Raw genomic sequence first — 22,212 nt, 5'->3', positions numbered from 1 at the left:
TTTTAAGCACATTCCATCGACCAATGCAGCATCGATCCCTGACCCAGGCATGCGCGCGCACCATCGCCGGGCTGTTCATCGGCGCCCTGTTCGCAGCAGCACCCGGCGCGTTCGCCGACGAAGTCAGCAGTTTTAACCAGAATGTCACCAATTCGACTCAGATCGGGTCGGGTTCCTCCCTCCAGCAGACCAACGCGCAGTCGTCGAGCGGCGGCGCGAAGTCGTTCCTTGCCGGCATGGCGGGCAAGGCGGGCGACGTGGTCGTCGGCGCGCTGAACATGATCGGCGTTCGGTATCGCTGGGGCGGCAACTCGCCGGATTCGGGCCTCGACTGCAGCGGCTTCGTGCGCTACGTGTTCCAGGACACCCTCGGCATGTCGCTGCCGCGTCGCGCGGAAGAAATGAGCCGCGTCGGCGAGAAGGTGAGCATGAGCAACCTGAAGCCGGGCGATCTCGTGTTCTTCAACACGATGCGCCGCACGTTCTCGCACGTCGGCATCTATATCGGCGACAACAAGTTCGTGCACTCGCCGTCGACGGGCAGCACCGTCCGCGTCGACGATCTCGACAGCGGCTACTGGGAAAAGCGTTTCACCGGTGCGCGCCGGATCGAATCGGAATTCCCGATGAAGCCCGAAGACCTGCGCCGCGTGCGCGCGACGATCGGCGACGATTCGGCGAACGGCAGCAACTGACGTTTGCCGGTCGGTCAGGCCGGACGATAAAAAACCCTGTCACCGAAAGGCGGCAGGGTTTTTTGTTTTGAGGCTGGCGCCGACGGCGCGGCGTAAGTCGTTCCGTCGGCCACCGGGAGGCGGCGCGTGCCGCGGCCTCCCGCCCATCGCGGCCTACGCGGCGGCAGTCACGCCCCGCGCCGCCGCGAGCTTGCGCTGCAGTTCCGGCATGACGCGCGCGACCGCTTCCTCGCCCGCGAGGATCGCCGCGTTGCGCTGGTTGAAGTCGCTGCCGCCCATCGCCGCCAGGTTCGGGCGAATCACGACGTCCGCATACTTGTCGAGCTCGTAGGTCTTGATCGTCTGGCCCATGATCGTGAAGGTCTGCAGCAGCATCTCGATCGGGTTGTTGGTCGCCGCGCCGTCCGGCCGGGCCGAGATGTCGACCGCGATCACGAAGCTCGCGCCCATCTTGCGCGCGAACGACGCCGGCACCGGGCTCACCAGCCCGCCGTCCACATATTCGCGATTGCCGATCTTCACCGGCTCGAACACCGACGGCACGCTGCACGACGCGCGCACCGCGAGCCCCGTGTTGCCTTGCTGGAACAGGATCGGCTGGCCGCTTTGCAGGTCCGTCGCGACGATGCCGAGCGGCTTCGCCATCTTCTCGATCGGCCGGTTGTTGAGCGTCTTGTTCAGGAAGTTTTGCAGCGCGACGCCTTGCAGCAGGCCGCGCGAGCGAAACGGCAGCGCCCAGTCGCTGATCGATGCCTGGTCCATGTCGAGGGCGATCTTGTTGATCTGCAGCGCGTTCATGCCTGACGCGTAGAGCGCGCCGACCACCGAGCCCGCGCTCGTTCCGGCGACGATCTCGATCGGAATGCCGCGCGCCTCGAGCGCCTTCAGCACGCCGATGTGCGAGAACCCGCGCGCGGCGCCGCCGCCGAGCGCGATGCCGATCTTGACGGGCTTCTCCTGCGGCAGGGCCGTGCCGGGGCGGGACTTGTCGCCGAAGGACGTACAGGCGGCGAGGCTGGCGGACGCGCACGCGATCGTGAAGTGACGGCGCGACAGGCGAGGGGACGACATCGAATGGTTCTCCGGCGGCTTGGCGGCGGGTTACACGGCCCGCGGCGGCGATAGGTTCCGAGCGGCCGCGCAGCGGGTTGCGTGCGGCCGGCGCCGCGCCGGCTGGCGGCCGCGGCGCGCACATCATAAAGCAAGCGGTGCGCTTGGCGCGATGTCCGGCGCGAGTATAATTCCGGCTTCTTTCCCGTTCCGGGCGCCGCCGGCTCCGTTGCTGTCCGGGCTGCCGCGTCGTCCCGCGTCGAATCATTCATGCGCCCCAGGCGTTCGAGTTACCGTTTATGACCCGTCCTGTCCGTACCCGCTTCGCGCCGAGTCCCACCGGCTTCATCCACCTCGGCAACATTCGCTCCGCACTTTATCCGTGGGCGTTCGCCCGCAAGATGAAAGGCACGTTCGTGCTGCGCATCGAGGATACCGACGTCGAGCGCTCGTCGCAGGAAGCGGTCGATGCGATCCTCGAGGGGATGCAGTGGCTCGGGCTGGATTTCGACGAAGGCCCGATCTACCAGATGCAGCGGATGGACCGCTATCGCGAAGTGCTCGCGCAAATGCTCGAGAAGGGTCTCGCATATGCGTGCTACATGTCGGCCGAGGAACTCGACGCGCTGCGCGAACGCCAGCGCGAAGCCGGCCTGAAGCCGCGCTACGACGGTACGTGGCGTCCGGAGCCCGGCAAGGTGCTGCCGGAGCCGCCGGCCGGCGTGAAGCCGGTGCTGCGCTTCCGCAATCCGCTGACGGGCACGGTCGTGTGGGACGATGCGGTGAAGGGGCGTGTCGAGATCTCGAACGAGGAGCTCGACGACCTCGTGATCGCGCGCCCGGACGGCACGCCGATCTACAACTTCTGCGTGGTGGTGGACGACATGGACATGGGCATCACGCACGTGATCCGCGGTGACGACCACGTGAACAACACGCCGCGCCAGATCAACATCCTGAACGCACTCGGCGGCGAGCCGCCCGTCTATGCGCACTTGCCGACCGTGCTGAACGAGCAGGGCGAGAAGATGAGCAAGCGGCATGGCGCGATGAGCGTGATGGCGTACCGCGACGCGGGCTTCCTGCCGGAAGCCGTCGTCAACTATCTCGCGCGTCTCGGCTGGTCGCACGGCGACGCCGAGATCTTCTCGCGCGAGCAGTTCGTCGAATGGTTCGATCTCGAGCATCTCGGCAAGTCGCCCGCGCAGTACGACCACAGCAAGCTGAGCTGGCTGAACGCGCATTACATCAAGGAAGCCGACAACGCGCGCCTTGCCGAACTCGCGAAGCCGTTCCTCGACGCACTCGGCATCGATGACGCGGCGATCGCGACGGGCCCCGCGCTCGACGCGGTGGTCGGCTTGATGAAGGATCGTGCGACGACGGTCAAGGAGATCGCGGAAGGTGCGGCGATGTTCTATCGTGTGCCGGCACCCGACGCCGACGCGCTCGCGCAGCACGTGACCGATGCGGTGCGTCCGGCGCTGGCCGATCTCGCTGCCGCGCTGAAGGCGGCCGACTGGACGAAGGAAGCGGTGTCCGCCGCGCTGAAGGCGACGCTCGCCACGCACAAGCTGAAGATGCCGCAGCTCGCGATGCCGGTGCGTCTGCTGGTGGCGGGCACGACGCATACGCCGTCGATCGACGCGGTGCTCGTGCTGTTCGGTCGCGACGTCGTGGTGACGCGCATCGAGGCCGCGCTGGCTTGACGTTCGTGCGCGTGCGAAGCTGTCCGTGCATGAGGTACGAGGCGGCTTCGCAAAAAATTTCGCACGAATCGTAAAAAGGGTATTTACAAGTTCGAAATCGGTCCATATAATCTCATTTCTGTTCTGCAAGGGGGTATAGCTCAGCTGGGAGAGCGCTTGCATGGCATGCAAGAGGTCAGCGGTTCGATCCCGCTTACCTCCACCAACAGAACAAGATGGATTGATTTGCGAAGCAGCGGTAGTAATAAATGCTTCACAAAATGATTCAAAGCAGTTAGAATTTCGGCCTTCGCTGTTGACCAGAAGTGAATAGCGAAAGTCAGACAAATCTGAAAAGATTATGTCCCCTTCGTCTAGAGGCCTAGGACATCACCCTTTCACGGTGAGTACAGGGGTTCGAATCCCCTAGGGGACGCCAGATTCAGCGGCGTTTCATAGAAGTGTCGCAAGGCTTGCAGGAACGTAACCGACGTCCTGCAGGTTGGGTAAGAAAGCTGGAGCGGTAGTTCAGTCGGTTAGAATACCGGCCTGTCACGCCGGGGGTCGCGGGTTCGAGTCCCGTCCGCTCCGCCAGAACGAAGCCCGTTCAAGACGTTTTTGAGCGGGCTTTTGTATTAAAGATGTAAGCAGTACGTTGTCCCCTTCGTCTAGAGGCCTAGGACATCACCCTTTCACGGTGAGTACAGGGGTTCGAATCCCCTAGGGGACGCCAGATTCAGCGGCGTTTCGTAGAAGTGTCGCAGCGTGTGCAGGAACGTGACGAGATCCTGCAGGCGATGGTGCAGAAAGCTGGAGCGGTAGTTCAGTTGGTTAGAATACCGGCCTGTCACGCCGGGGGTCGCGGGTTCGAGCCCCGTCCGCTCCGCCAGAACGAAGCCCGTTCAAAAGCGTTTTTGAACGGGCTTTCTCGTTAAAGATGTAAGCAGTACGTTGTCCCCTTCGTCTAGAGGCCTAGGACATCACCCTTTCACGGTGAGTACAGGGGTTCGAATCCCCTAGGGGACGCCAGATTTCGGCGTCGTTCGAACAAACGACGCGCCGGCAGGAAGTAACCGACGCCTGCCAGGCAAGCAGCAAGACTGGAGCGGTAGTTCAGTCGGTTAGAATACCGGCCTGTCACGCCGGGGGTCGCGGGTTCGAGTCCCGTCCGCTCCGCCAAACAAACAACAATGCCCGCCTTGTGCGGGCATTGTTGTTTGTGCGTTCGGTCGTTGTGCCCGCTTGCGGGCACGTGACTGCGGAGCGGAGGAAGCCGCCTGCGCGGCTTCCGGCGGGACTCGAAGGGCTGCGCTTGCAAGCGCAGCCGCGGCCTGCGGGAGGTAGGCGAGTCCCGTCCGCTCCGCCAGAAAATGAAGAAGCCCGCCTCGTGCGGGCTTTTTCATTTGCATCGCTCGTCCCGCCTTTCGCTCACTCCTCACCCGTGTGCTGCATCGAGCGCCGCGCCCCTACGAGAAATTCGCGATTGCATCCGCACGCGACTGCGCTATCGTGGCGGGATGCGTTTCCGACTCCTGCGCGATGCTCGATCCGACCGACCTGCGACTCCTGTATCAGCTCCGGCCCGCGGAGCCCGGCGATTTTCCGTATGCCGAAGCGTTGACGCACGGCAATATGGGCGGCTACTACAAACGCCATGGGCTCGTCTGGCGCAGCGACCTGTTCTATGCGAGCTGGCGCGAATCCGAGAACTTCATCCTCGAGGCCGACGGCGAGCGCATCGGCGTGCTGCGCGTGACCGAGGAGGGCGATTCGCTGCATATCCGCGACGTGCAGATCGCGGCCGGGCATCGCGGGCAGGGCGCCGGCACCTATATGCTCGAGATGTCGCATCGCTGGGCACGTGCGCGCGGGCTGCACGAACTGCAGTTGCGCGTGTTCGTCGACAATCCTGCCGCGCGCTTGTACCTGCGCATGGGCTACCACGTCACCGGCCCGCGACTGGCGCAACTCGGCTCGATTCGCCACATGGTGCGGCCGGTCTGAGGGGCGGCGCGCCGGAGCGCGCAATCAGCGCACCGCGTCGATCGGGCCGTCGTCGTCGTCCGGCGTTTCGCTGTCCGCGAAACCGCCTTCCGGGCCTCGATGTTCGTAGCCACGGAGCATGAACGCGCGCGGGCTTTCGCCGAAGGCGCGGCGGAACATGGCCGAGAACGCGCTCTGGCTCTGGTAGCCGAGTTCGCGCGCGATATGCGACAGCGGGCGCCCCTGGTTCAGCAGCGGGATCGCCCGGGCGAGCAGCGCCTGCTGGCGCCACTGCGAAAAGCTCACGCCCAGTTCCTGCTTGAAAAGCCGCGATATCGTGCGCGTGCTCGCGCCGACCTCGCTCGCCCAGTGTTCGAGCGACTCCGCATGCGCGGGGTGCGCCAGGACCGATTCGCACAGCAGGCGCAGCCGTTTCTCGTCGGGCATCGGCACCGCGAGCGGTAGCGGTTCGGCCTGACTCAGTTCGTCGAGCACGAGCCCGCACAGCAGGCGCTCGCGCGCGGTGCTCAGATCGCGTGCGTCGAGTGCGACGATCAACTCGCGCAGCAGCCCCGTCACCTCGACGACGCGGCATGCATCGAGCCCGCCCGGCACGATCGACTCGTCGATGTACAGCGTGCGCAAATAGGCCTCTTCGACGATCGTGACCTCGTGCGTCACGTGCGGCGGCACCCAGATCGCGCGAGACGGCGGCACCATCCAGGTCGTGCCGGTCGTCGCGACGCGCAGCACGCCGCGCGACGCGTACGCGAGCTGAGCCCAGGCATGCGTGTGCAGCGGAATGCGGCGGCCGGCATCGACCTGCCGCGCGCGCACGCGCATCGGATGGACGGCGGTCGGCGCGAATTCCGGCGGGATGTCGATGACGTCGTACGGTTTCGATACGTCGGCTGGAGCGGGCGGATTCATGAACGGTTCGGGCAGCGCGGCGGCGATGCCGTTATTTTAGAAGGCGCAGCGCTTGCGCATGCGGCGGTTTTTCCGGCCATCATGCCGGGTTCAAATGAACTTTGTGTGGGCGCTGGCGAATCCGGGGGCGGCTGGCCGCTGCCGCGCGTCGACGGTTCGAACCATCGGGCCGGTATCGGGGTCTATCGATGCGTGCGCCATGTCGCGCCCATCGCGCGCCGAGCGCATGCAAACACGGCAACACACGAATCGAAGAGGAGAACCATGATGCGCCATGTATTCGTCTATGGCACCTTGAGAGCCGGACAGGCCAACGACATCGGCCATGCGGCCGCCCGCCACGGCATCGCCGCGCCGACGCTGCTGGGCGCGGCCGCGCTGCCCGGCGAACTGGTCGATTTCGGCACGTATCCGGGCATGATTCCCGGGCCGGCCGGCAAGTCGCTCGTCTGGGGCGACGTCTACGAGGTCGACGAGCGGCTCGTGCCGGTGCTCGACGAGATCGAGCGCGTCTATCCGGGCGTCGACTCGCTGTTCAAGCCGGAAGAGGCGACGGTCGAACTCGGCGGCCGGCAATACGCCTGCCTGTATTATCCGGTCGCCGCGCACGCGGCAGCCGGGCGTCCGCGCATCGCGTCGGGCGACTGGGTCCAGCATCGGCGCGAGCAGGAAGCCGCCTGAGCGTGCCTGCCGGCGGCGGCTGGATTTGCCGCTGTCGAATCCAAAAGAAAAGCGCCCCGCGGGGCGCTTTTTCATGCCATTGATCCGTCGTCGCACGCGACCGGCGGCACGACGTGGAGCCGGCCGACGATCGCAGCGGACAGCTCGTCAGATTTCCTCGTACAGCGGCAGCGTCAGGAATTCGGTGAAGCCTTCCGACGTCGACATCTGTTCGAAGATCGCTGCGGCGCGTTCGTACGGCTGCGTGTTGCCGCCGACCGCGCGCTTCACGTTGTCCAGTTCGATCTTCGCGAATTCGCGCACGAGTTCGGCCGTGACCTTGCGGCCGTCGTCGAGCACGCCCTTCGGCGAGCGGATCCATTGCCACACCTGCGAGCGGGAAATCTCGGCCGTTGCCGCATCTTCCATCAGGTTGTGGATCGGCACGCAGCCGTTGCCGTCGAGCCAGGCGCCGAGATAGTGGATCCCGACGTTGATGTTGTTGCGCAGGCCGGCTTCGGTGATCGGCGCTTCCGGCTGGAAGTCGAGCAGGTCCCTGCCTTCGACGTGCACGTCGTCGCGCTGCTTCGCGATCTGGTTCGGCTTGTCGCCGAGCACCTTGACGAACTCTTCCATCGCGATCGGCACGAGGCCCGGGTGCGCGACCCAGCCGCCGTCGTAGCCGTCGGTCGCGTCGCGCTGCTTGTCCGAGCGCACGCCGCCCATCGCCTTGTCGTTCGCTTCCGGATCGTTCTTGATCGGAATCAGCGCGCTCATCCCGCCGATCGCCGGCGCGTTGCGCTTGTGGCAGGTCTTCAGCAGCAGCAGTGCGTACGCACGCATGAACGGCACCGTCATCGTGATCTTCGAACGGTCGGCCAGGCAAAAGTCGCGGTCGTTCTTGAACTTCTTGATCGCCGAGAAGATGTAGTCCCAACGGCCGGCGTTCAGGCCCGAGCTGTGTTCGCGCAGTTCGTACAGGATCTCGTCCATCTCGAACGCGGCGAGGATCGTCTCGATCAGCACCGTCGCGCGGATCGTGCCGCGCGGCACGCCGACCGCTTCCTGGGCCGCGACGAAGATGTCGTTCCACAGGCGCGCCTCCAGATGGCTCTCCATCTTCGGCAGGTAGAAGTACGGGCCCGAGCCGCGCGCGAGCAGTTCCTTCGCGTTGTGGAACAGGAACAGCGCGAAATCGAAGATGCCGCCGGACACGCGCTGGCCGTCGACCGTCACGTGCTTCTCGTCGAGGTGCCAGCCGCGCGGACGCACGATCAGCGTCGCGACCTTGTCGTTCAGCCGGTACGACTTGCCGTTCTGCTCGAGCGAGATCGTGCGGCGCACCGCGTCCTTCAGGTTGATCTGGCCGTCGATCTGGTTCGTCCAGCTCGGCGCGTTCGAATCCTCGAAGTCCGTCATGTACGAATCGGCGCCCGAGTTCAGCGCGTTGATGATCATCTTGCGCTCGACGGGCCCCGTGATCTCGACGCGGCGGCATTGCAGGTCGGCCGGCAGCGGCGCGACCTTCCAGTCGCCTTCGCGGATCGCCTTCGTCTGCGCCAGGAAATCGGGGCGCTCGCCCGCGTCGAGGCGTTTCGTGCGCTCGACGCGCGCCTGCAGCAGCGCCTGGCGGCGCGATTCGAACGTGCGGTGCAGCGCCGCGACGAGCGCCAGCGCGTCGGGCGTCAGGATGGCTTCGTAACCCGGCTTGATTTCGCCGGTGATCGTCATGCCTTGCGGCAGCGTGATCGAGGTGCTCATGAGTCTCATCTCCTTGGTCGGTCAGTTGCGGTTTCGGTGAAGGGGGAAGGCGGCAGCTGCGAGCGTCATGCACCCGGGCCGGGGCGCGTGCGGTTTGCGGGTCTGCCGGACGGAGCCGGGGTGGGTGTGGCGAGGAAGGCGAGCAGGTCGGCCATGCCGGTGCCGGTGCCGTCGGGCGGCGCGCCGAGTTCCTCGGCGGGCGCGCCCGTGCGGTTGAGCCAGAACGTCGTGTAGCCGAACCAGGTGGCGCCGGCGACGTCCCACGCGTTCGACGACACGAACACGATGTCGCGCGGGTTCGCCCCGAACGCGGCGGTGCCGAGCGCGTAGGCGGCCGGGCTCGGTTTGTACGCGCGCACGGTGTCGGCCGACAGCACGCGATCGAACAGGCCGGACATGCCGGCGCTCTTGATCGCGATGTCGAGCATCTGCGGGGTGCCGTTCGACAGGATCGCGAGCGGCGGGCGCGGGTCGAGCGCGCGCAGCTTGCGCAACGCGGGCACCGTATCGGGATAGGTCGACAGGCACGCGTATTCGTCCATCAAGCGCTTCTCGGCCGCGCCGTTCAGCGCGAGCCCGAGCCGGCGCGCGGCGAACCGCAGCGCATCGAGCGTGATGTCCCGGAACGGGCGATAGTGCGCGCCGGCCGGATCGGCGAGCGTGCGCAGCTGCGAGTATTCGATCTGCTTGCGTCGCCACAGCTGCGACAACCGTTCCCCGTGTCCGGGAAACATCTGCTCAGCCGCGGCCAGCACGGCACGCACGTCGAACAACGTGCCGAATGCGTCGAAGAGGATGGCGTCGGGAGAGGAGAGTGTCGTTGTGGCCGACATAGCCTTGCGCTCCAGTTTCAGAGGTCGGGTCGATTCTATTCGTGATCGAAGGTGCTAAAAAAGACGCTAAACATCACTTGATCTTTTACTTTCATATACCTAATCTGAGCGACTCACGTTATTTGAAAGGCGGCGATGCCGTCCTTTCGAGAGAGTCATGGACCGGTTCAAGCAGATCGAAACGTTCGCCGCGGTCGCGGCGAAAGGCAGCCTGTCGGCGGCCGCGCATGCGGAAGGCGTCGCGCCGGCGATCATCGGCCGCCGCCTCGACGCGCTCGAGGAGCGGCTCGGCGTGAAGCTGCTGGTACGCACGACGCGCAAGCTCACGCTGACGTTCGAGGGTTCGGCGTTCCTCGAGGATTGCCAGCGCATCATCAACGACATGCAGAACGCGGAAGCGAGCGTGTCCGCCGGCGGCGTCAAGGCGAGCGGCCATCTGCGGATTTCCGCGCCGGCCGGCTTCGGCCGGCGGCACGTCGCGCCGCTCGTGCCTGAATTCAGCGTCGGGCACCCGGATGTGTCCGTCACGCTCGACCTGTCCGACCGAATGGTCGACCTCGTCAACGAAGGGTTCGATTGCGCGGTGCGGCTCGGCGAACTGCCCGACTCGTCGCTGGTGTCGCTGAAACTCGGCGAGAACCGCCGCGTGTGCGTCGCGTCGCCCGCGTATCTCGCGCGGCGCGGCACGCCGGCCACGCTCGCGGAACTGGCGCGGCACAACTGCCTCGCGCTCGCGGCGAACGCGAACCAGCAGCGCGGCTGGTCGTTCCAGGAGGACGACAAGGTCGTGTCGATCCGCGTGAACGGCACGATGGAATGCTCGGACGGCGCGGTGCTGCACGAGTGGTGCCTCGCAGGCCATGGCCTCGCGTGGCGCTCGTGGTGGGAAGTCGGCGAGGACATCGCGGCCGGGCGGCTCGTCAGCGTGCTCGACGCGTTCGCCGCGCCGCCGATCGGCATCCACGCGGTGTTTCCGCAACGCCGGCATCTGCCGCTGCGGGTGCGCCTGTTTCTCGATTACCTGAAGCACACGTACGAGCGGCCCGGCTATTGGGGCGAGTAGGCGACGCGCGCCCGCGTGTTTCCGATATGAGGGCGAACCCGCTGCCGATTCGGCCGGCGCGATTTCGCACACTACAATCGTAAGAGGCATGCGCGCCGTGTCGCGGCCGGCTCGACCGGCGCCGCGGCGCGTGGCGTGCAATTGACGAAGGAGGGCGCGATGTTCCGGCACATCCTCGTTCCAACCGACGGTTCCGAACTGTCGCAAAAGGCGATCGACGGCGCGATCGACCTGGCTCGTGCGGTCGGCGCGCGCGTGACGGCCTACGCGTGCCTGCCGCAATATCCGTACTCGCCGTTTTCCGAAGTGATCATCGAGCCGCCCGCCGACTTCCGTGCGCGCAGCGAGCGTGAGGCGCGCGCGCATCTCGACGAGGTGGAGGCGGCCGCGAAGGCGGCCGGGGTCGCGTGCGACACGTGGACGAGCGTGCATCCGTCGCCGTATCTCGGCATCATCGAGGCGGCGGAGCGCGGCGGGTGCGACGTGATCTTCATGGCGTCCCACGGACGCCGCGGGCTCGGCAGCCTGTTGATCGGCAGCGAGACGCAGCGCGTGCTGACCCATACGAAAATTCCGGTGATCGTCTATCGGTAGGGCAGCGCCGGCCGTGGCCGGGCAAGCTGCGCCGCAGAAAAAGGGCGCGCCGGACGAAGCCGGCGCGCATCGTTGCTGGCGGCCCGCAGGCCGCGCGGCCGGTCGCGCGAAGGGACTCGCGCGCCTGCCGTCTCCTCCCTGATTGTTGTTCCGGTGGCCGATGCCGCGGCGTCGCGAGACGCGGCGGCATCACGCCTGGGCGCGTTACGCGACTTTCTTGCCGTCGAAGAACTGTTCGTCCTCGGTCGAGCCGTGCAGCGCGGTCGTCGATGCTTCGCGTTCGACTGTCTGCGTCACCGCGTCGAAGTAGCCGGTGCCGACCTCGCGCTGATGCTTGACTGCCGTGAAGCCCTTGTCGGCGGCCGCGAACTCGGCCTGCTGCAGTTCGACGAACGCGCTCATCTGCGTGCGAGCATAGCCGTGCGCGAGGTTGAACATCGAGTAGTTCAGCGCATGGAAGCCGGCCAGCGTGATGAACTGGAACTTGTAGCCCATCGCGCCCAGCTCCTTCTGGAACTTCGCGATCGTCGCGTCGTCGAGGTTCTTCTTCCAGTTGAACGACGGCGAGCAGTTGTACGACAGCAGCTTGCCCGGGAACTGCTTGTGGATCGCTTCCGCGAACTTCTTCGCGTACTCGAGATCGGGCTTGCCGGTTTCGCACCAGATCAGGTCGGCGTACGGCGCGTACGCGAGGCCGCGCGAGACCGCCTGTTCGAGGCCCGGCTTCGTGCGGAAGAAGCCTTCCACCGTGCGCTCGCCGGTCAGGAACGGCTTGTCGTTGTCGTCGACGTCGGACGTGATCAGGTCGGCCGCTTCCGCGTCGGTGCGCGCAACCAGCACGGTCGGCGTGCCCATCACGTCAGCCGCGAGCCGCGCGGCCGACAGTTTCGCGACGGCTTCACGCGTCGGCACGAGCACCTTGCCGCCCATGTGGCCGCACTTCTTCACCGATGCGAGTTGATCCTCGAAGTGAACGCCCGATGCACCGGCCTCGATCATCGCCTTCATCAGCTCGAACGCATTGAGCACGCCGCCGAAGCCGGCTTCCGCGTCGGCGACGATCGGCGCGAAGAAGTCGACGTAGCCTTCGTCGCCCGGGTTCTTGCCTTCCGACCACTGGATCTGGTCGGCGCGCGTCAGCGTGTTGTTGATGCGCTTCACGACGAGCGGTACCGAGTTGGCCGGGTACAGCGACTGATCCGGGTACATTTCGCCCGCGACGTTTGCGTCGCCGGCGACTTGCCAGCCGGACAGGTAGATGGCCTTCAGGCCGGCCTTCACCTGCTGCATCGCCTGGTTGCCGGTCAGTGCGCCGAGTGCGTTGACGAACGGCTCGTTGTTGATGAGGCTCCACAGTTTTTCCGCGCCGCGCTTGGCCAGCGTGTGCTCGATCGGGATCGAGCCGCGCAGGCGGACCACGTCCTCAGCCAAGTAGCTGCGCTTGATGCCCTTCCAGCGCGGATCGGTTTCCCATTGCTGCTGCAGTTCCTGTGCCTGTTGCTGACGCGACATGATGAGCTCCTTGATGCGATGTATGCCTGCCGAATCTGACGGGGATGATGCTGTTCGCGAGGCGGGGAAGCGGTACGTTCCGTTTCGCGAGGTCTTGTATAAGAGTCTAGGCAAATCGCCGGGAGCGAAACAGGGGCTGGCTCGGGAGGTGTGGAATTTTTTAGTTGTTTTTAATCAATGGCTTGATTGCATTATTTCGGGATAAGAAACGCATTTTCCTATCCCGCAATCGTATGGGTTGTGCCGTGCAGCATGATTTTTTACGACGCAAAAAAATTTTCCACATCGTGAAATAGGCGGCGAGGCAAAAAAAAACCGGCGCGGATGCGCCGGTTGGCTGGGATAGGCGAGTAGCCGATCCGCAGGGCGGCCGAGGACCGCCCGTGTGTGCTTACGATGCCGAGTTGCTGCGGCGCGGGCCGCCGCTGCGCTGGCCGTCGCGACGCGGGCCGCCGTCACGGCTGCCGCCCGGCTTGCCGCTCCAGCCGCCGCCATTGCCGCCGCCGTAGCTGCGGCCATTGCCGTTGCCGTTGCCGCCATGACCGCCGCCCGGCTTGCCGCCGAAACGGCGACCGCCGTTACCGCCGCCCGGACGGCCGCGACCACCGGTGCCGCCGTTACGCGGGGGCGACTTGCGCGGCTCGAAACCTTCGATCACGTTGACCGGCAGCGGCGAGCGCACGAAGCGCTCGATGCGCTTGAGCGCGCCTTGCTCGGCGTGGTGCACGAGGCTTACCGCGATACCCGAACGGCCCGCGCGGCCGGTACGACCGATACGGTGCACGTAGTCTTCCGCGAACTTCGGCAGGTCGTAGTTGAACACGTGCGTGATGCCCGGGATGTCGATGCCGCGTGCCGCGACGTCGGTGGCAACCAGCACGCGCACACGGCGCTCGCGCAGCGCACGGATCGTGCGGTTGCGCGCGCCCTGCGGCAGATCGCCGTGCAGCGCGGCCGATTCGAAGCCTGCGTCGGCGAGACGGCCGGCGAGCTGGTCGGCGTCGATCTTGGTCGCCGTGAAGATGATCGCCTGGTCGAGCGCGTCGTCGCGCAGCAGGTGATCGAGCAGGCGATCCTTGTGATCGCGGTCGTCGACGTAATGGACGGTCTGCGCGATGTTCGCGCGCGATTCGAGGCGCTGCTGGATCTCGATCCGTTCCGGATCCTTCAGCAGGCGGCTCGTCAGCGAACCGATCTTGCCGTCGAGCGTGGCCGAGAACAGCATCGTCTGGCGCGATTCCGGCGTGGCGGCGACGATCGTTTCGATGTCTTCGATGAAGCCCATGTCGAGCATGCGGTCGGCTTCGTCGAGCACGAGCATCTTCAGTTCGGACAGGTCGATACGGCCGCGCTCGAGGTGATCGAGCAGCCGGCCCGGCGTGGCAACCAGGATTTCCGGGTTCTTCGCGAGCAGCATCAGCTGCTGGCCGTAGGCGACGCCGCCCAGGATGCTGACCGTGCGCAGGCGCTTCAGGTGCTTGCCGTACGTCGATGCGGCCGTCGTGACCTGCATCGCGAGTTCACGGGTCGGGGTCAGCACGAGCAGGCCCGGGCGCGCGACGGGTTGCGGGCGGCGCACGCGGCGGTCGCCCTGGTTCGGTTCACGCGGCGCGCGCGGCTGCTGCGCCTGCGTCTTCTGGAGCTGCGCGAAACGTTCGATCGCGGGCAGCATGAATGCGGCCGTCTTGCCCGAACCGGTCGGGCTCGACACCAGCAGGTCGCGGCCGGCGATGCCGGCCGGAATCGCGCGCTGCTGGACCGGCGTCGGCTTCACGTAGCCGGCGGCCTGCAGCGCGGAGACGATCTCCGGCGACAACCCGAGCGACGCGAAGCTCGGCTCGTCCGACGCCGGTTCGACCGCGGCCGGTGCGGCGGCGTCGTCGAGACCGAGCGCCTGGTCGGCGATCGCGTTGAGCGGGCTGGAGTTGATGCTCGAAGTCATAACAATCCTTGAAACACAGTGGGTGAAACGTCGGCGCCAATCGCGCATACCCAAGTCGTCGGATTCAGCGAGCAAATCGGGAAACGGGTGCAATCCGCCGAACCGTCGGCGGATGAGGCATTAGAAGCTGTTTTGGGTGCGGCGCGCTTCAGGAGCGGGGCCGCCAGCCTAGTTGACGACCGCAAGGGTCGAAGCAGGAGGGGACAGGTTCTAAACCGGATTGGAGCTTAACGCTACGAGGCGTCGGGCCGGAACGGCTTGCGAGCCGAGCGCGGGAGGTGACGCAGGCCGCATTATAAAGAAATTTGCTGCGCTGCGCCACTGATTTGATTGCCGATTGCGGCGGCGTCGATTCCGTCAGGACGCCGTGCCGTTTTTCAGCGATTCGACGAGTTCGATGTACTGCTGCTTCGCCGCATCCTGCGACGTGCCCTTCAGCGCTTCCCAGGCATCGTACTTGTATTTGCCGACGATGTCGGTGAAGCCCGGCTTGTCGCCGTGCGCATCACCGTCGGTCGCCTGCTTGAAGAGCGCGTACAGGCGCAGCAGGGTCAGGTTGCCCGGCCGCTCCGTCAGTTGCTTGACGTCGATCTGGGCCTGGTCGAATTGGGCGGTGAGTTCGCTCATCGGGTGTCTCCGTAAGGGTTTCAGATCGGCCGATCTTAACAAGCGGGCCGTCGCGCGGGTCGAGCGATCCTTCCAAACCGCCGCCGGCGCCGCCCGCGCGCACAGATCGGGCCCGATCGCCCGTGGGAGCGGGGCGGCGCATTACAATGTCGGCCATGACGCAAACAGTGCTCCTCGCCATCGATACGTCGACCGAATACTGCTCGGTCGCGCTGCTGCGCTCGGCCTCGGCCGATGACGCCGTTTCCACCCCGCAAACCTGGGTCCGCCACGAGCCGACGGGCGCCGTGTCGAGCACGCGCGTGCTGCCGGCGATCCAGGAGCTCTTCGCCGAATCCGGGCTGACGCTCGCCGACTGCGATGCGATCGCGTTCGGCGCGGGCCCTGGCTCGTTCACGGGCCTGCGTACCGCGACGGGCATCACCCAGGGCCTCGCGTTCGGGGCCGGGCTGCCGGTCGTGCCGATCGGCACGCTGCTCGCGTGCGCCGAGCATGCGCGGCTGCGCGCGCCCGGCACGACCCGCGTGCTCGCCGCGCTCGACGCGCGGATGGACGAAGCCTACTGGGCGGATTTCGAATGGGACGACGGCGCCGGTGACTGGCGTACGCTGCATCCGGCGTCGCTCGACGCGTCGGGCGCCATCGGCGTACCCGATGCGCCGTTCACGCTCGCCGGCAATGCGGCCGCGGCGTTCGGCGCGCAGTTGCCGGCCGCCGCGCGGGCGGCCGCAATCGACGGCGAGGCGCTGCCGCATGCGCTGGCGGTCGCGCATGCCGCGCTGCGCGCGTTCCGCGCCGGGCGGGCGGTGCCGGCCGATCAGGCCGCGCCCGAATACGTGCGTGACAAGGTCGCACAGACCACCGCCGAGCGCATCGCGGCACGGGCCGCGCAGACGGGCGGAGCGAAGGGATGACAGGGGTCCTGCTGAGCGACCGCTATCTGGCGCCGATGACGGACGCCGACCTCGACGAAGTCGTCGCGATCGAGCACGTCGCGTACGAATTTCCGTGGAGCCGCGGCAATTTCGAGGATTCGTTGCGCAACGGCTATCTGGGCGTGTGCCTGCGGCACGTGACGGGGTCGCTCGTCGGCTATTGCGTGCTGATGCCCGTGGTCGACGAGATGCATCTGCTGAACCTGTGCGTCGCGCCGGCCGCGCAGCATGCGGGCGCCGGCCTCGCGCTGCTGCGCGAGGCGGTGCGCATTTCTCGCGCGGAGGGGCTCGACGGCGTGCTGCTCGAAGTGCGGCCGTCCAATCCGCGCGCGATTCATCTGTACGAGCGCTTCGGTTTCGTGACGATCGGCCGGCGCAAGAACTACTATCCGGCGAAGCATCGCAGCCGGGAGGACGCGATCGTGATGCGTCTGACGCTGAACAAGGACGAGGGGGACGCGCATGGCGTGGGGTGAAGCGGCGCTCGAGGAACTCGGCCTCGCGCAGATCTGGGTGCGGCGCGGCCAGCGCGCGGACGAAGGCGCGGCAGCCGACGCGCCTGCCGTCGCGCAAACCGCGGCGCCCGACGACGGCTCCGCCGTCGCGGCCGAGCGGCCGGTGCGTGCAGCACGTGCACCGGGGCAGGACGATGCGCCCGCGACCGTCGCGCGTGGTGTGGGCGGCGGCTTGCCGGCTCGCGACGCCGGGGTGTCGGCGCACGGTCTCGTCGAGGGCGATCGACCGCCCGCGCGAGCTGCATCGCCTGCATCGACCGATACGATGCCGCCGAAGGATGATGCACCGCCGGCGGGAGACGACGATTTCGCGTGGTTCGACGCGGCGCCGCCGGGCGAATCCGTGCCCGTGCCGGCCGCCGAATCGCGCCCCGTCGGCACACCGGTCGCCGTGCTCGACTGGGATGCGTTGGCCGCGCGCGTGGCCGACTGCACGCTGTGCCGTCTGTGCGAGAAGCGGACCAACACCGTGTTCGGCGTCGGTGATCGCGAAGCGGACTGGATGCTGATCGGCGAAGCGCCGGGCGAGAACGAGGACAAGCAGGGCGAGCCGTTCGTCGGTCAGGCCGGCAAGCTGCTCGACAACATGCTGCAGTCGCTGGCGCTCAAGCGTGGCGACAACGTGTACATCGCGAACGTGATCAAGTGCCGCCCGCCCGGCAACCGCAACCCGGAGCCGGACGAGGTCGCGAGCTGCGAGCCGTATCTGCAGCGCCAGGTCGCGCTCGTGAAGCCGAAGCTGATCGTCGCGCTCGGCCGGTTTGCCGCGCAGACGCTGCTGAAGACGGACGCGAGCATCGCGTCGCTGCGCGGCCGCGTGCATGCGTACGAGGGCGTGCCGGTGATCGTCACCTATCACCCGGCATACCTGTTGCGCAGCCTGCAGGACAAGTCGAAGGCGTGGGCCGACCTGTGCCTCGCGCGCGACACGTTCAAGCGTGCGGAAAGCGCCGACACGAACGGCCCGGCCGGGCCATGACGACCGGCGCGGCGTTCGCGTTCGTCGATACGCTGCATGACGCCGCAGTGCGCGATCTGGGCTGGCTGCTCGCCAGCCCGAGCCTGCTCACCGCGGTGCCGGGCGCGCCGCTCGCGCGCCCATGGCCGGATGCAGCGGGCCAAGCGGCCGTCGAAGCGTGGCTCGCCGCGCTCGATGCGCAGCCCGGGCCGCTGCATCGCGCGCTCGACGGGTTTCGGCCGACCCGGCTCGGCCGCTACGCCGAATGCCTGCTCGAGTACTTTCTGACCCACGGGCCGTCGCTGCGGCTCGTCGCGGCCAATCTGCCGCTGCGCAGCAACGGCCGCACGCTCGGCGAAGTCGATTTTCTCGTCGATGCGCCGGACGGCCGGCGCCTGCACTGGGAACTCGCGGTGAAGTGCTATCTATGCGCGCCGGTCCGCGACGGCGCATCGCTTGCCGACTTCGTCGGCCCCAATCTCGTCGACCGGTTCGACCGCAAGCGCAGCCGGCTGCTCGACCACCAGTTGCGGCTCGGCGAACACGACGGCTTTGCCCGGCTCGGCTACGGCGCCCCGGCCGACGCGCAGATGTTCATCAAGGGCTGGCTGTTCCATCCGTACGGCGCGCCGGTGCCGCCGGTGTCCGTCGAAATCGCGCCGGATCATCCGCGCGGTTTCTGGCTGACGCACGGGCAGTGGCCGGCGTGGGCGGCTGCGCAACGTGACGGCGCGGCATGGAGCGTATTGCCGAGACTGGCGTGGCTGGCGCCGCGACGTGCCGTCGCCGGCGCGGGTATCGAGCCCGAGCCGCTGGCGAGCGCACCGGAGTTGCCGGCCGTGCTGGCGACGCGCCAGACGCCCGACCTGATCGCGATCCATGAAAAGGGGGGCGACGGCACGTGGCGCGAGACGGCGCGCGGTTTCATCGTGCCCGACGACTGGCCGGCGCGCGCGCAGGCGTTCGCGGCGCAGGATCACTGACGCCGCGTCAGCGGCCGCTCACCACCAGCGATGGAAGTGATGGACCGGACCGACGCCGTGACCGACGTCGAGGTGGCCGCTCGCGGCGATCGCGCCGGTCAGGTAGGTTTTTGCCTCGCGTACCGCGCTTTCGAGGTCGGGCTGCTGCGGCAGCAGCGCGGCGATTGCCGACGACAGCGTGCAGCCGGTGCCGTGCGTATTGCTGACCGGCACGCGTGCGCCGTCGAGCCGCACGGTGCGGGTTGCTTCGACGAGCCAGTCGGGGCTCGCGGACGCGTCGGGCAGGTGGCCGCCCTTCATCAGCACGGCGCGTGCGCCCGTCTGCAGCAGGGCCTCGCCTTGCCGCACCATGTCGTCTTCGGTGGTGGCGGGCGCGTCGTTCAGCAGCGCGGCCGCTTCCGGCAGGTTCGGCGTGACGACCGTCGCGAGCGGCAGCAGCGTGTCGCGCAGCGCGTCGACGGCATCGGGCGCGAGCAGCGCGTGCGAACTTTTCGAGATCATCACCGTGTCGAGCACCACGAAGCGCGGCGCGTAACGGCGCAGCGCGTCGGCCACCGCCCGCACGATCGCCGCGTTGGCGAGCATCCCGATCTTGACCGCATCGATGCGGATGTCGTCGAACACCGCGTCGAGCTGCGCGGTCACGAACGCGGCGTCCGGCGCATGCAGGCCCGTCACGCCGCGCGTGTTCTGCGCGGTCAGCGCGGTGATCACGCTCGCACCATATGCGCCGAGCGCCGAAAACGTCTTCAGGTCGGCTTGGATGCCTGCGCCGCCGCCCGAATCGGAGCCGGCGATCGTCAGGAGGTTGGGTATCGGGTGCGTCATGAGGGCAACGCGCCGGTGTGAGCACCGGCGCCGGCGGACGAAAACGGAAAGTGTAGCGTCAGTGCCGCGATTCGCCGATCAGCGCGACCGAGTCGAACTGACGCTGGTTCGCCTGGTGGCGGCGCATGACGAGCCACATCGTCAGGCAGACGAACGTGCCGAACAGCACGATCACGACGCCGACCGGCACGTCGAGCCACACGAGCACCGCATACAGGCACAGCATCACGAGCACCGACAGGTTCTCATTGAAGTTCTGCACCGCGATCGAATGGCCGGCCGACAGCAGCACGTGGCCGCGATGCTGCAGCAGCGCGTTCATCGGCACGACGAAGTAGCCGGACAGCGCGCCGACGCCGATCAGGAAGATGTAGGCGACGATCAGGTAGAACGGCAGGCGCAGATGGCCGAAGTGCACGGCCCACTGCGCCGGGAACAGGTCGCGCGTGTAGAACGCCATCAGCATCACCGCGATGCCCATGATGATGCCGACGGGCAGCACGGTCAGCGACTTCTTCAGCGGAATCCGGGCAGCGGCGGCAATCGCGCCGGCCGCCACGCCGACCGCGACTACGGCCTGCAGGATCGCGCCTTCGGACAGCGACATGTTGAGCGACACCTCGGCCCACTTCAGCACGATGAACTGCAGCGTCGCGCCCGCCCCCAGAACAGCGTGGTGACCGCCAGCGAGATCTGGCCGAGCTTGTCGCGCCAGAGCACCATGAAGCAGTCGGCGAAATCGGTGAGCAGCTTGACCGGGCCGCGCTCCTGCTTCGGGTAGCGGGCGCCCGTGTCGGGAATGCGCAGGTTGAATAGCGCGGCGACCACGTAGATCGCCATGATGATCGCCATCGCGGCTTCGGCGGGCGTGCCGATCCAGGCGGGAGTATGGGCGATCACGTGCGATGCGATGTGCGGGCTGATCAGCGCGCCCCGAGCACGGTGCCGAGGATGATCGAACTGACGGTCGTGCCCTCGATCCAGCCGTTCGCGGCGACCAGCCGGTCGGCCGGCAGCAGTTCGGTGAGAATCCCGTATTTGGCGGGGGAGTAGGCCGCCGCGCCGAAGCCGACGATCCCGTACGCGATCAGCGGGTGGGCGCCGAACAGCATGATCAGGCAGCCGACCACCTTGATCGAGTTGGTGATGAACATCACGCGGCCCTTCGGGCGCGAATCCGCGAACGCACCGACATACGCCGCCAACACCACATAGGACAACACGAAGAACAGCTTCAGCAGCGGTGTCATCCAGTTGGGGGCGTGGAGGTCTTTCAGCAGGGCGATGGCGGCGATGAGAAGCGCATTGTCGGCCAGCGACGAGAAAAACTGCGCGGCCATGATGGTGTAAAAACCTTTTTTCATCTGATGCGATGCTTTCGTCGCTGCGGCAGGGCCGCGTAGGCCGCCTGGTATGCGATCGGCTTATTCCGTTCGAAATGGGTTGTGCGCACGGCTTTATAACATGAAAATACGCGAATTCGGACTAGCAAGATTCCCCGATCGTTCCGCAAATTGTCGGCTTCGGTGCTCAAAAGGCGCGGTAAGCTGATGATTCGCAAGCGTCTTTACGTAAATTTCCCATGCCGCGCCCGATCTCCGCCACCATCCACACCGCCGCTCTCGCGAACAATCTCTCCGTCGTCCGCCGCTTTGCCGGCCCGTCCAAGGTCTGGGCGGTCGTCAAGGCCAACGCGTACGGCCACGGTCTCGCCCGCGCGTTTCCGGGCCTGCGCGGCACCGACGGCTTCGGCCTGCTCGACCTCGACGAGGCGGTGAAGCTGCGCGAGCTCGGCTGGGCCGGCCCGATCCTGCTGCTCGAAGGCTTCTTCCGCTCGACCGACATCGACGTGATCGACCGCTACAGCCTGACGACGACCGTCCACAACGACGAGCAGATGCGGATGCTGGAAACGGCGCGGCTGTCGAAGCCCGTCAACGTGCAGTTGAAGATGAACAGCGGGATGAACCGGCTCGGTTACGTGCCGGAAAAATACCGTGCCGCGTGGGAGCGCGCCCGCGCGTGCCCCGGCATCGGTCAGATCACGTTGATGACCCATTTTTCGGACGCGGACAACGAGCGCGGTGTCGCCGAGCAGCTCGCGACGTTCGAGCGCGGCGCGGAAAGCATCGCCGGCGCGCGCAGTCTCGCGAATTCGGCCGCCGTGCTGTGGCATCCGGATACGCACTTCGACTGGGTGCGGCCGGGGATCGTGCTGTATGGCGCGTCTCCGTCCGGGCTGTCGTCCGATATCGCGGACACGGGGTTGAAGCCCGCGATGACGCTCGCATCCGAGCTGATCGCGGTGCAGACGATCGGGAAGGGCCAGGCGATCGGTTATGGTTCGACGTTTTCGGCGCAGGCGCCGATGCGGATCGGCGTCGTCGCGTGCGGCTATGCGGATGGCTATCCGCGCGTGGCGCCCGAAGGCACCCCCGTGATCGTCGACGGCATCCGTACGCGGATCGTCGGCCGCGTGTCGATGGACATGATCACCGTCGACCTGACGCCGTGCCCGCAGGCCGGCGTCGGCGCGCGTGTCGAGCTGTGGGGCAACGCGCTGCCGATCGACGACGTCGCGCGCCATTGCGGCACGATCGGCTACGAGCTGATGTGCGCGGTCGCGGCCCGCGTGCCGGTGCGAGCGGAATAAGG

General features: G+C 66.9%; 19 protein-coding genes, 7 tRNA genes and 1 pseudogene. 18 read left to right on the top strand and 9 right to left on the bottom strand.

The genetic code is table 11. The annotated features are described in order from the left end of the window. Positions 1–23 precede the first annotated feature (23 nt). Positions 24–695 (top strand): C40 family peptidase, encoded by a 672-nt coding sequence (locus SY91_RS13480; protein ID WP_006478451.1) that lies wholly within the window; start codon positions 24–26, stop codon positions 693–695. A 153-nt stretch (positions 696–848) separates the two neighbouring features. On the opposite strand, the gene SY91_RS13475 is transcribed toward SY91_RS13480, so the two are convergent. Further along, positions 849–1,766 carry a patatin-like phospholipase family protein gene (locus SY91_RS13475; protein WP_185920956.1) on the bottom strand — a complete coding sequence of 306 codons (918 nt, stop codon included), beginning with the start codon at positions 1,764–1,766 and terminating at the stop codon, positions 849–851. 278 nt (positions 1,767–2,044) lie between these two features. On the opposite strand from SY91_RS13475, the gene gltX reads away from it, so the two are divergent. The 9 genes from gltX to SY91_RS13430 all read left to right on the top strand — a co-directional run bounded on the left by gltX (position 2,045) and on the right by SY91_RS13430 (position 5,437). Next, entirely contained in the window at positions 2,045–3,454 is a 1,410-nt protein-coding gene (gene gltX / locus SY91_RS13470; RefSeq protein ID WP_185920955.1) for a glutamate--tRNA ligase, read from the top strand. Between the two features lie 129 nt (positions 3,455–3,583). Next, a tRNA-Ala gene (locus SY91_RS13465) sits at positions 3,584–3,659 on the top strand. Positions 3,660–3,796: 137 nt separating this feature from the next. Beyond that, a tRNA-Glu gene (locus SY91_RS13460) sits at positions 3,797–3,872 on the top strand. A gap of 78 nt (positions 3,873–3,950) precedes the next feature. Next, positions 3,951–4,027, top strand: a tRNA-Asp gene (locus SY91_RS13455). A 63-nt stretch (positions 4,028–4,090) separates the two neighbouring features. Further along, positions 4,091–4,166 (top strand) — tRNA-Glu (locus SY91_RS13450). Positions 4,167–4,245: 79 nt separating this feature from the next. Then, positions 4,246–4,322, top strand: a tRNA-Asp gene (locus SY91_RS13445). Positions 4,323–4,386: 64 nt separating this feature from the next. Beyond that, positions 4,387–4,462: transfer RNA gene (locus SY91_RS13440), tRNA-Glu, on the top strand. Between the two features lie 73 nt (positions 4,463–4,535). After that, positions 4,536–4,612: transfer RNA gene (locus SY91_RS13435), tRNA-Asp, on the top strand. Positions 4,613–4,972: 360 nt separating this feature from the next. Further along, complete coding sequence (locus SY91_RS13430) at positions 4,973–5,437, top strand: GNAT family N-acetyltransferase (protein WP_011549510.1); 465 nt, start codon at positions 4,973–4,975, stop codon at positions 5,435–5,437. Positions 5,438–5,461: 24 nt separating this feature from the next. On the opposite strand, the gene SY91_RS13425 is transcribed toward SY91_RS13430, so the two are convergent. Further along, positions 5,462–6,346, bottom strand: coding sequence for an AraC family transcriptional regulator (locus tag SY91_RS13425; RefSeq protein ID WP_105797732.1), 885 nt, complete (start codon positions 6,344–6,346; stop codon positions 5,462–5,464). Positions 6,347–6,613: 267 nt separating this feature from the next. On the opposite strand from SY91_RS13425, the gene SY91_RS13420 reads away from it, so the two are divergent. Beyond that, positions 6,614–7,027: a gamma-glutamylcyclotransferase gene (locus SY91_RS13420; RefSeq protein WP_006478456.1), complete on the top strand. Its 414-nt coding sequence runs from the start codon at positions 6,614–6,616 to the stop codon at positions 7,025–7,027. 147 nt (positions 7,028–7,174) lie between these two features. On the opposite strand, the gene aceB is transcribed toward SY91_RS13420, so the two are convergent. Beyond that, positions 7,175–8,767: a malate synthase A gene (gene aceB, locus SY91_RS13415; protein WP_124591775.1), complete on the bottom strand. Its 1,593-nt coding sequence runs from the start codon at positions 8,765–8,767 to the stop codon at positions 7,175–7,177. Between the two features lie 65 nt (positions 8,768–8,832). Then, complete coding sequence (locus tag SY91_RS13410) at positions 8,833–9,600, bottom strand: haloacid dehalogenase type II (protein WP_006478458.1); 768 nt, start codon at positions 9,598–9,600, stop codon at positions 8,833–8,835. 157 nt (positions 9,601–9,757) lie between these two features. Between SY91_RS13410 and SY91_RS13405 the strand changes: the two genes are divergently transcribed. Both SY91_RS13405 and SY91_RS13400 read left to right on the top strand, forming a co-directional pair. Further along, positions 9,758–10,663 (top strand): LysR family transcriptional regulator, encoded by a 906-nt coding sequence (locus SY91_RS13405; protein WP_053525366.1) that lies wholly within the window; start codon positions 9,758–9,760, stop codon positions 10,661–10,663. Positions 10,664–10,822: 159 nt separating this feature from the next. Further along, complete coding sequence (locus SY91_RS13400; RefSeq protein ID WP_011549516.1) at positions 10,823–11,257, top strand: universal stress protein; 435 nt, start codon at positions 10,823–10,825, stop codon at positions 11,255–11,257. A 204-nt stretch (positions 11,258–11,461) separates the two neighbouring features. On the opposite strand, the gene aceA is transcribed toward SY91_RS13400, so the two are convergent. The 3 genes from aceA to SY91_RS13385 all read right to left on the bottom strand — a co-directional run bounded on the left by aceA (position 11,462) and on the right by SY91_RS13385 (position 15,338). After that, positions 11,462–12,769 (bottom strand): isocitrate lyase, encoded by a 1,308-nt coding sequence (gene aceA / locus SY91_RS13395; RefSeq protein ID WP_012328776.1) that lies wholly within the window; start codon positions 12,767–12,769, stop codon positions 11,462–11,464. Between the two features lie 391 nt (positions 12,770–13,160). Further along, positions 13,161–14,711 (bottom strand): DEAD/DEAH box helicase, encoded by a 1,551-nt coding sequence (locus SY91_RS13390; RefSeq protein ID WP_011549518.1) that lies wholly within the window; start codon positions 14,709–14,711, stop codon positions 13,161–13,163. A 357-nt stretch (positions 14,712–15,068) separates the two neighbouring features. Continuing rightward, the gene (locus tag SY91_RS13385) at positions 15,069–15,338 is read right to left on the bottom strand and encodes an acyl-CoA-binding protein (RefSeq protein WP_006478462.1); all 270 of its coding nucleotides are present in this window, start codon (positions 15,336–15,338) and stop codon (positions 15,069–15,071) included. Between the two features lie 146 nt (positions 15,339–15,484). On the opposite strand from SY91_RS13385, the gene tsaB reads away from it, so the two are divergent. The 4 genes from tsaB to SY91_RS13365 are packed head-to-tail and all read left to right on the top strand — an operon-like array spanning position 15,485 to position 18,729. Beyond that, positions 15,485–16,252, top strand: a complete 768-nt coding sequence (tsaB, locus tag SY91_RS13380) for a tRNA (adenosine(37)-N6)-threonylcarbamoyltransferase complex dimerization subunit type 1 TsaB (protein ID WP_185920954.1) — start codon at positions 15,485–15,487, stop codon at positions 16,250–16,252. Further along, positions 16,249–16,749: a ribosomal protein S18-alanine N-acetyltransferase gene (gene rimI, locus SY91_RS13375; protein ID WP_006478464.1), complete on the top strand. Its 501-nt coding sequence runs from the start codon at positions 16,249–16,251 to the stop codon at positions 16,747–16,749. The genes tsaB and rimI overlap by 4 nt, the downstream gene beginning before the upstream one ends. Beyond that, entirely contained in the window at positions 16,736–17,767 is a 1,032-nt protein-coding gene (locus SY91_RS13370) for a uracil-DNA glycosylase (protein WP_185920953.1), read from the top strand. The genes rimI and SY91_RS13370 overlap by 14 nt, the downstream gene beginning before the upstream one ends. Further along, complete coding sequence (locus tag SY91_RS13365; RefSeq protein WP_124591771.1) at positions 17,764–18,729, top strand: DUF1853 family protein; 966 nt, start codon at positions 17,764–17,766, stop codon at positions 18,727–18,729. Before SY91_RS13370 ends, SY91_RS13365 begins: the two co-directional genes overlap by 4 nt. Before the next feature lie 18 nt (positions 18,730–18,747). On the opposite strand, the gene thiD is transcribed toward SY91_RS13365, so the two are convergent. Beyond that, positions 18,748–19,557: a bifunctional hydroxymethylpyrimidine kinase/phosphomethylpyrimidine kinase gene (gene thiD, locus SY91_RS13360; RefSeq protein ID WP_006478467.1), complete on the bottom strand. Its 810-nt coding sequence runs from the start codon at positions 19,555–19,557 to the stop codon at positions 18,748–18,750. 58 nt (positions 19,558–19,615) lie between these two features. After that, positions 19,616–20,921 (bottom strand): annotated as a pseudogene (gene lplT / locus SY91_RS13355) (lysophospholipid transporter LplT). Between the two features lie 218 nt (positions 20,922–21,139). On the opposite strand from lplT, the gene alr reads away from it, so the two are divergent. Beyond that, positions 21,140–22,210, top strand: coding sequence for an alanine racemase (alr, locus tag SY91_RS13350; RefSeq protein ID WP_006478469.1), 1,071 nt, complete (start codon positions 21,140–21,142; stop codon positions 22,208–22,210). The last annotated feature ends 2 nt before the right edge of the window (positions 22,211–22,212 follow it).

This window comes from Burkholderia cenocepacia (genome assembly GCF_014211915.1).
GTDB lineage: Bacteria > Pseudomonadota > Gammaproteobacteria > Burkholderiales > Burkholderiaceae > Burkholderia > Burkholderia orbicola.
The sequence above is the reverse complement of the archived record's forward strand: the minus strand, read 5'-3'. Positions and strand labels throughout refer to the sequence as shown.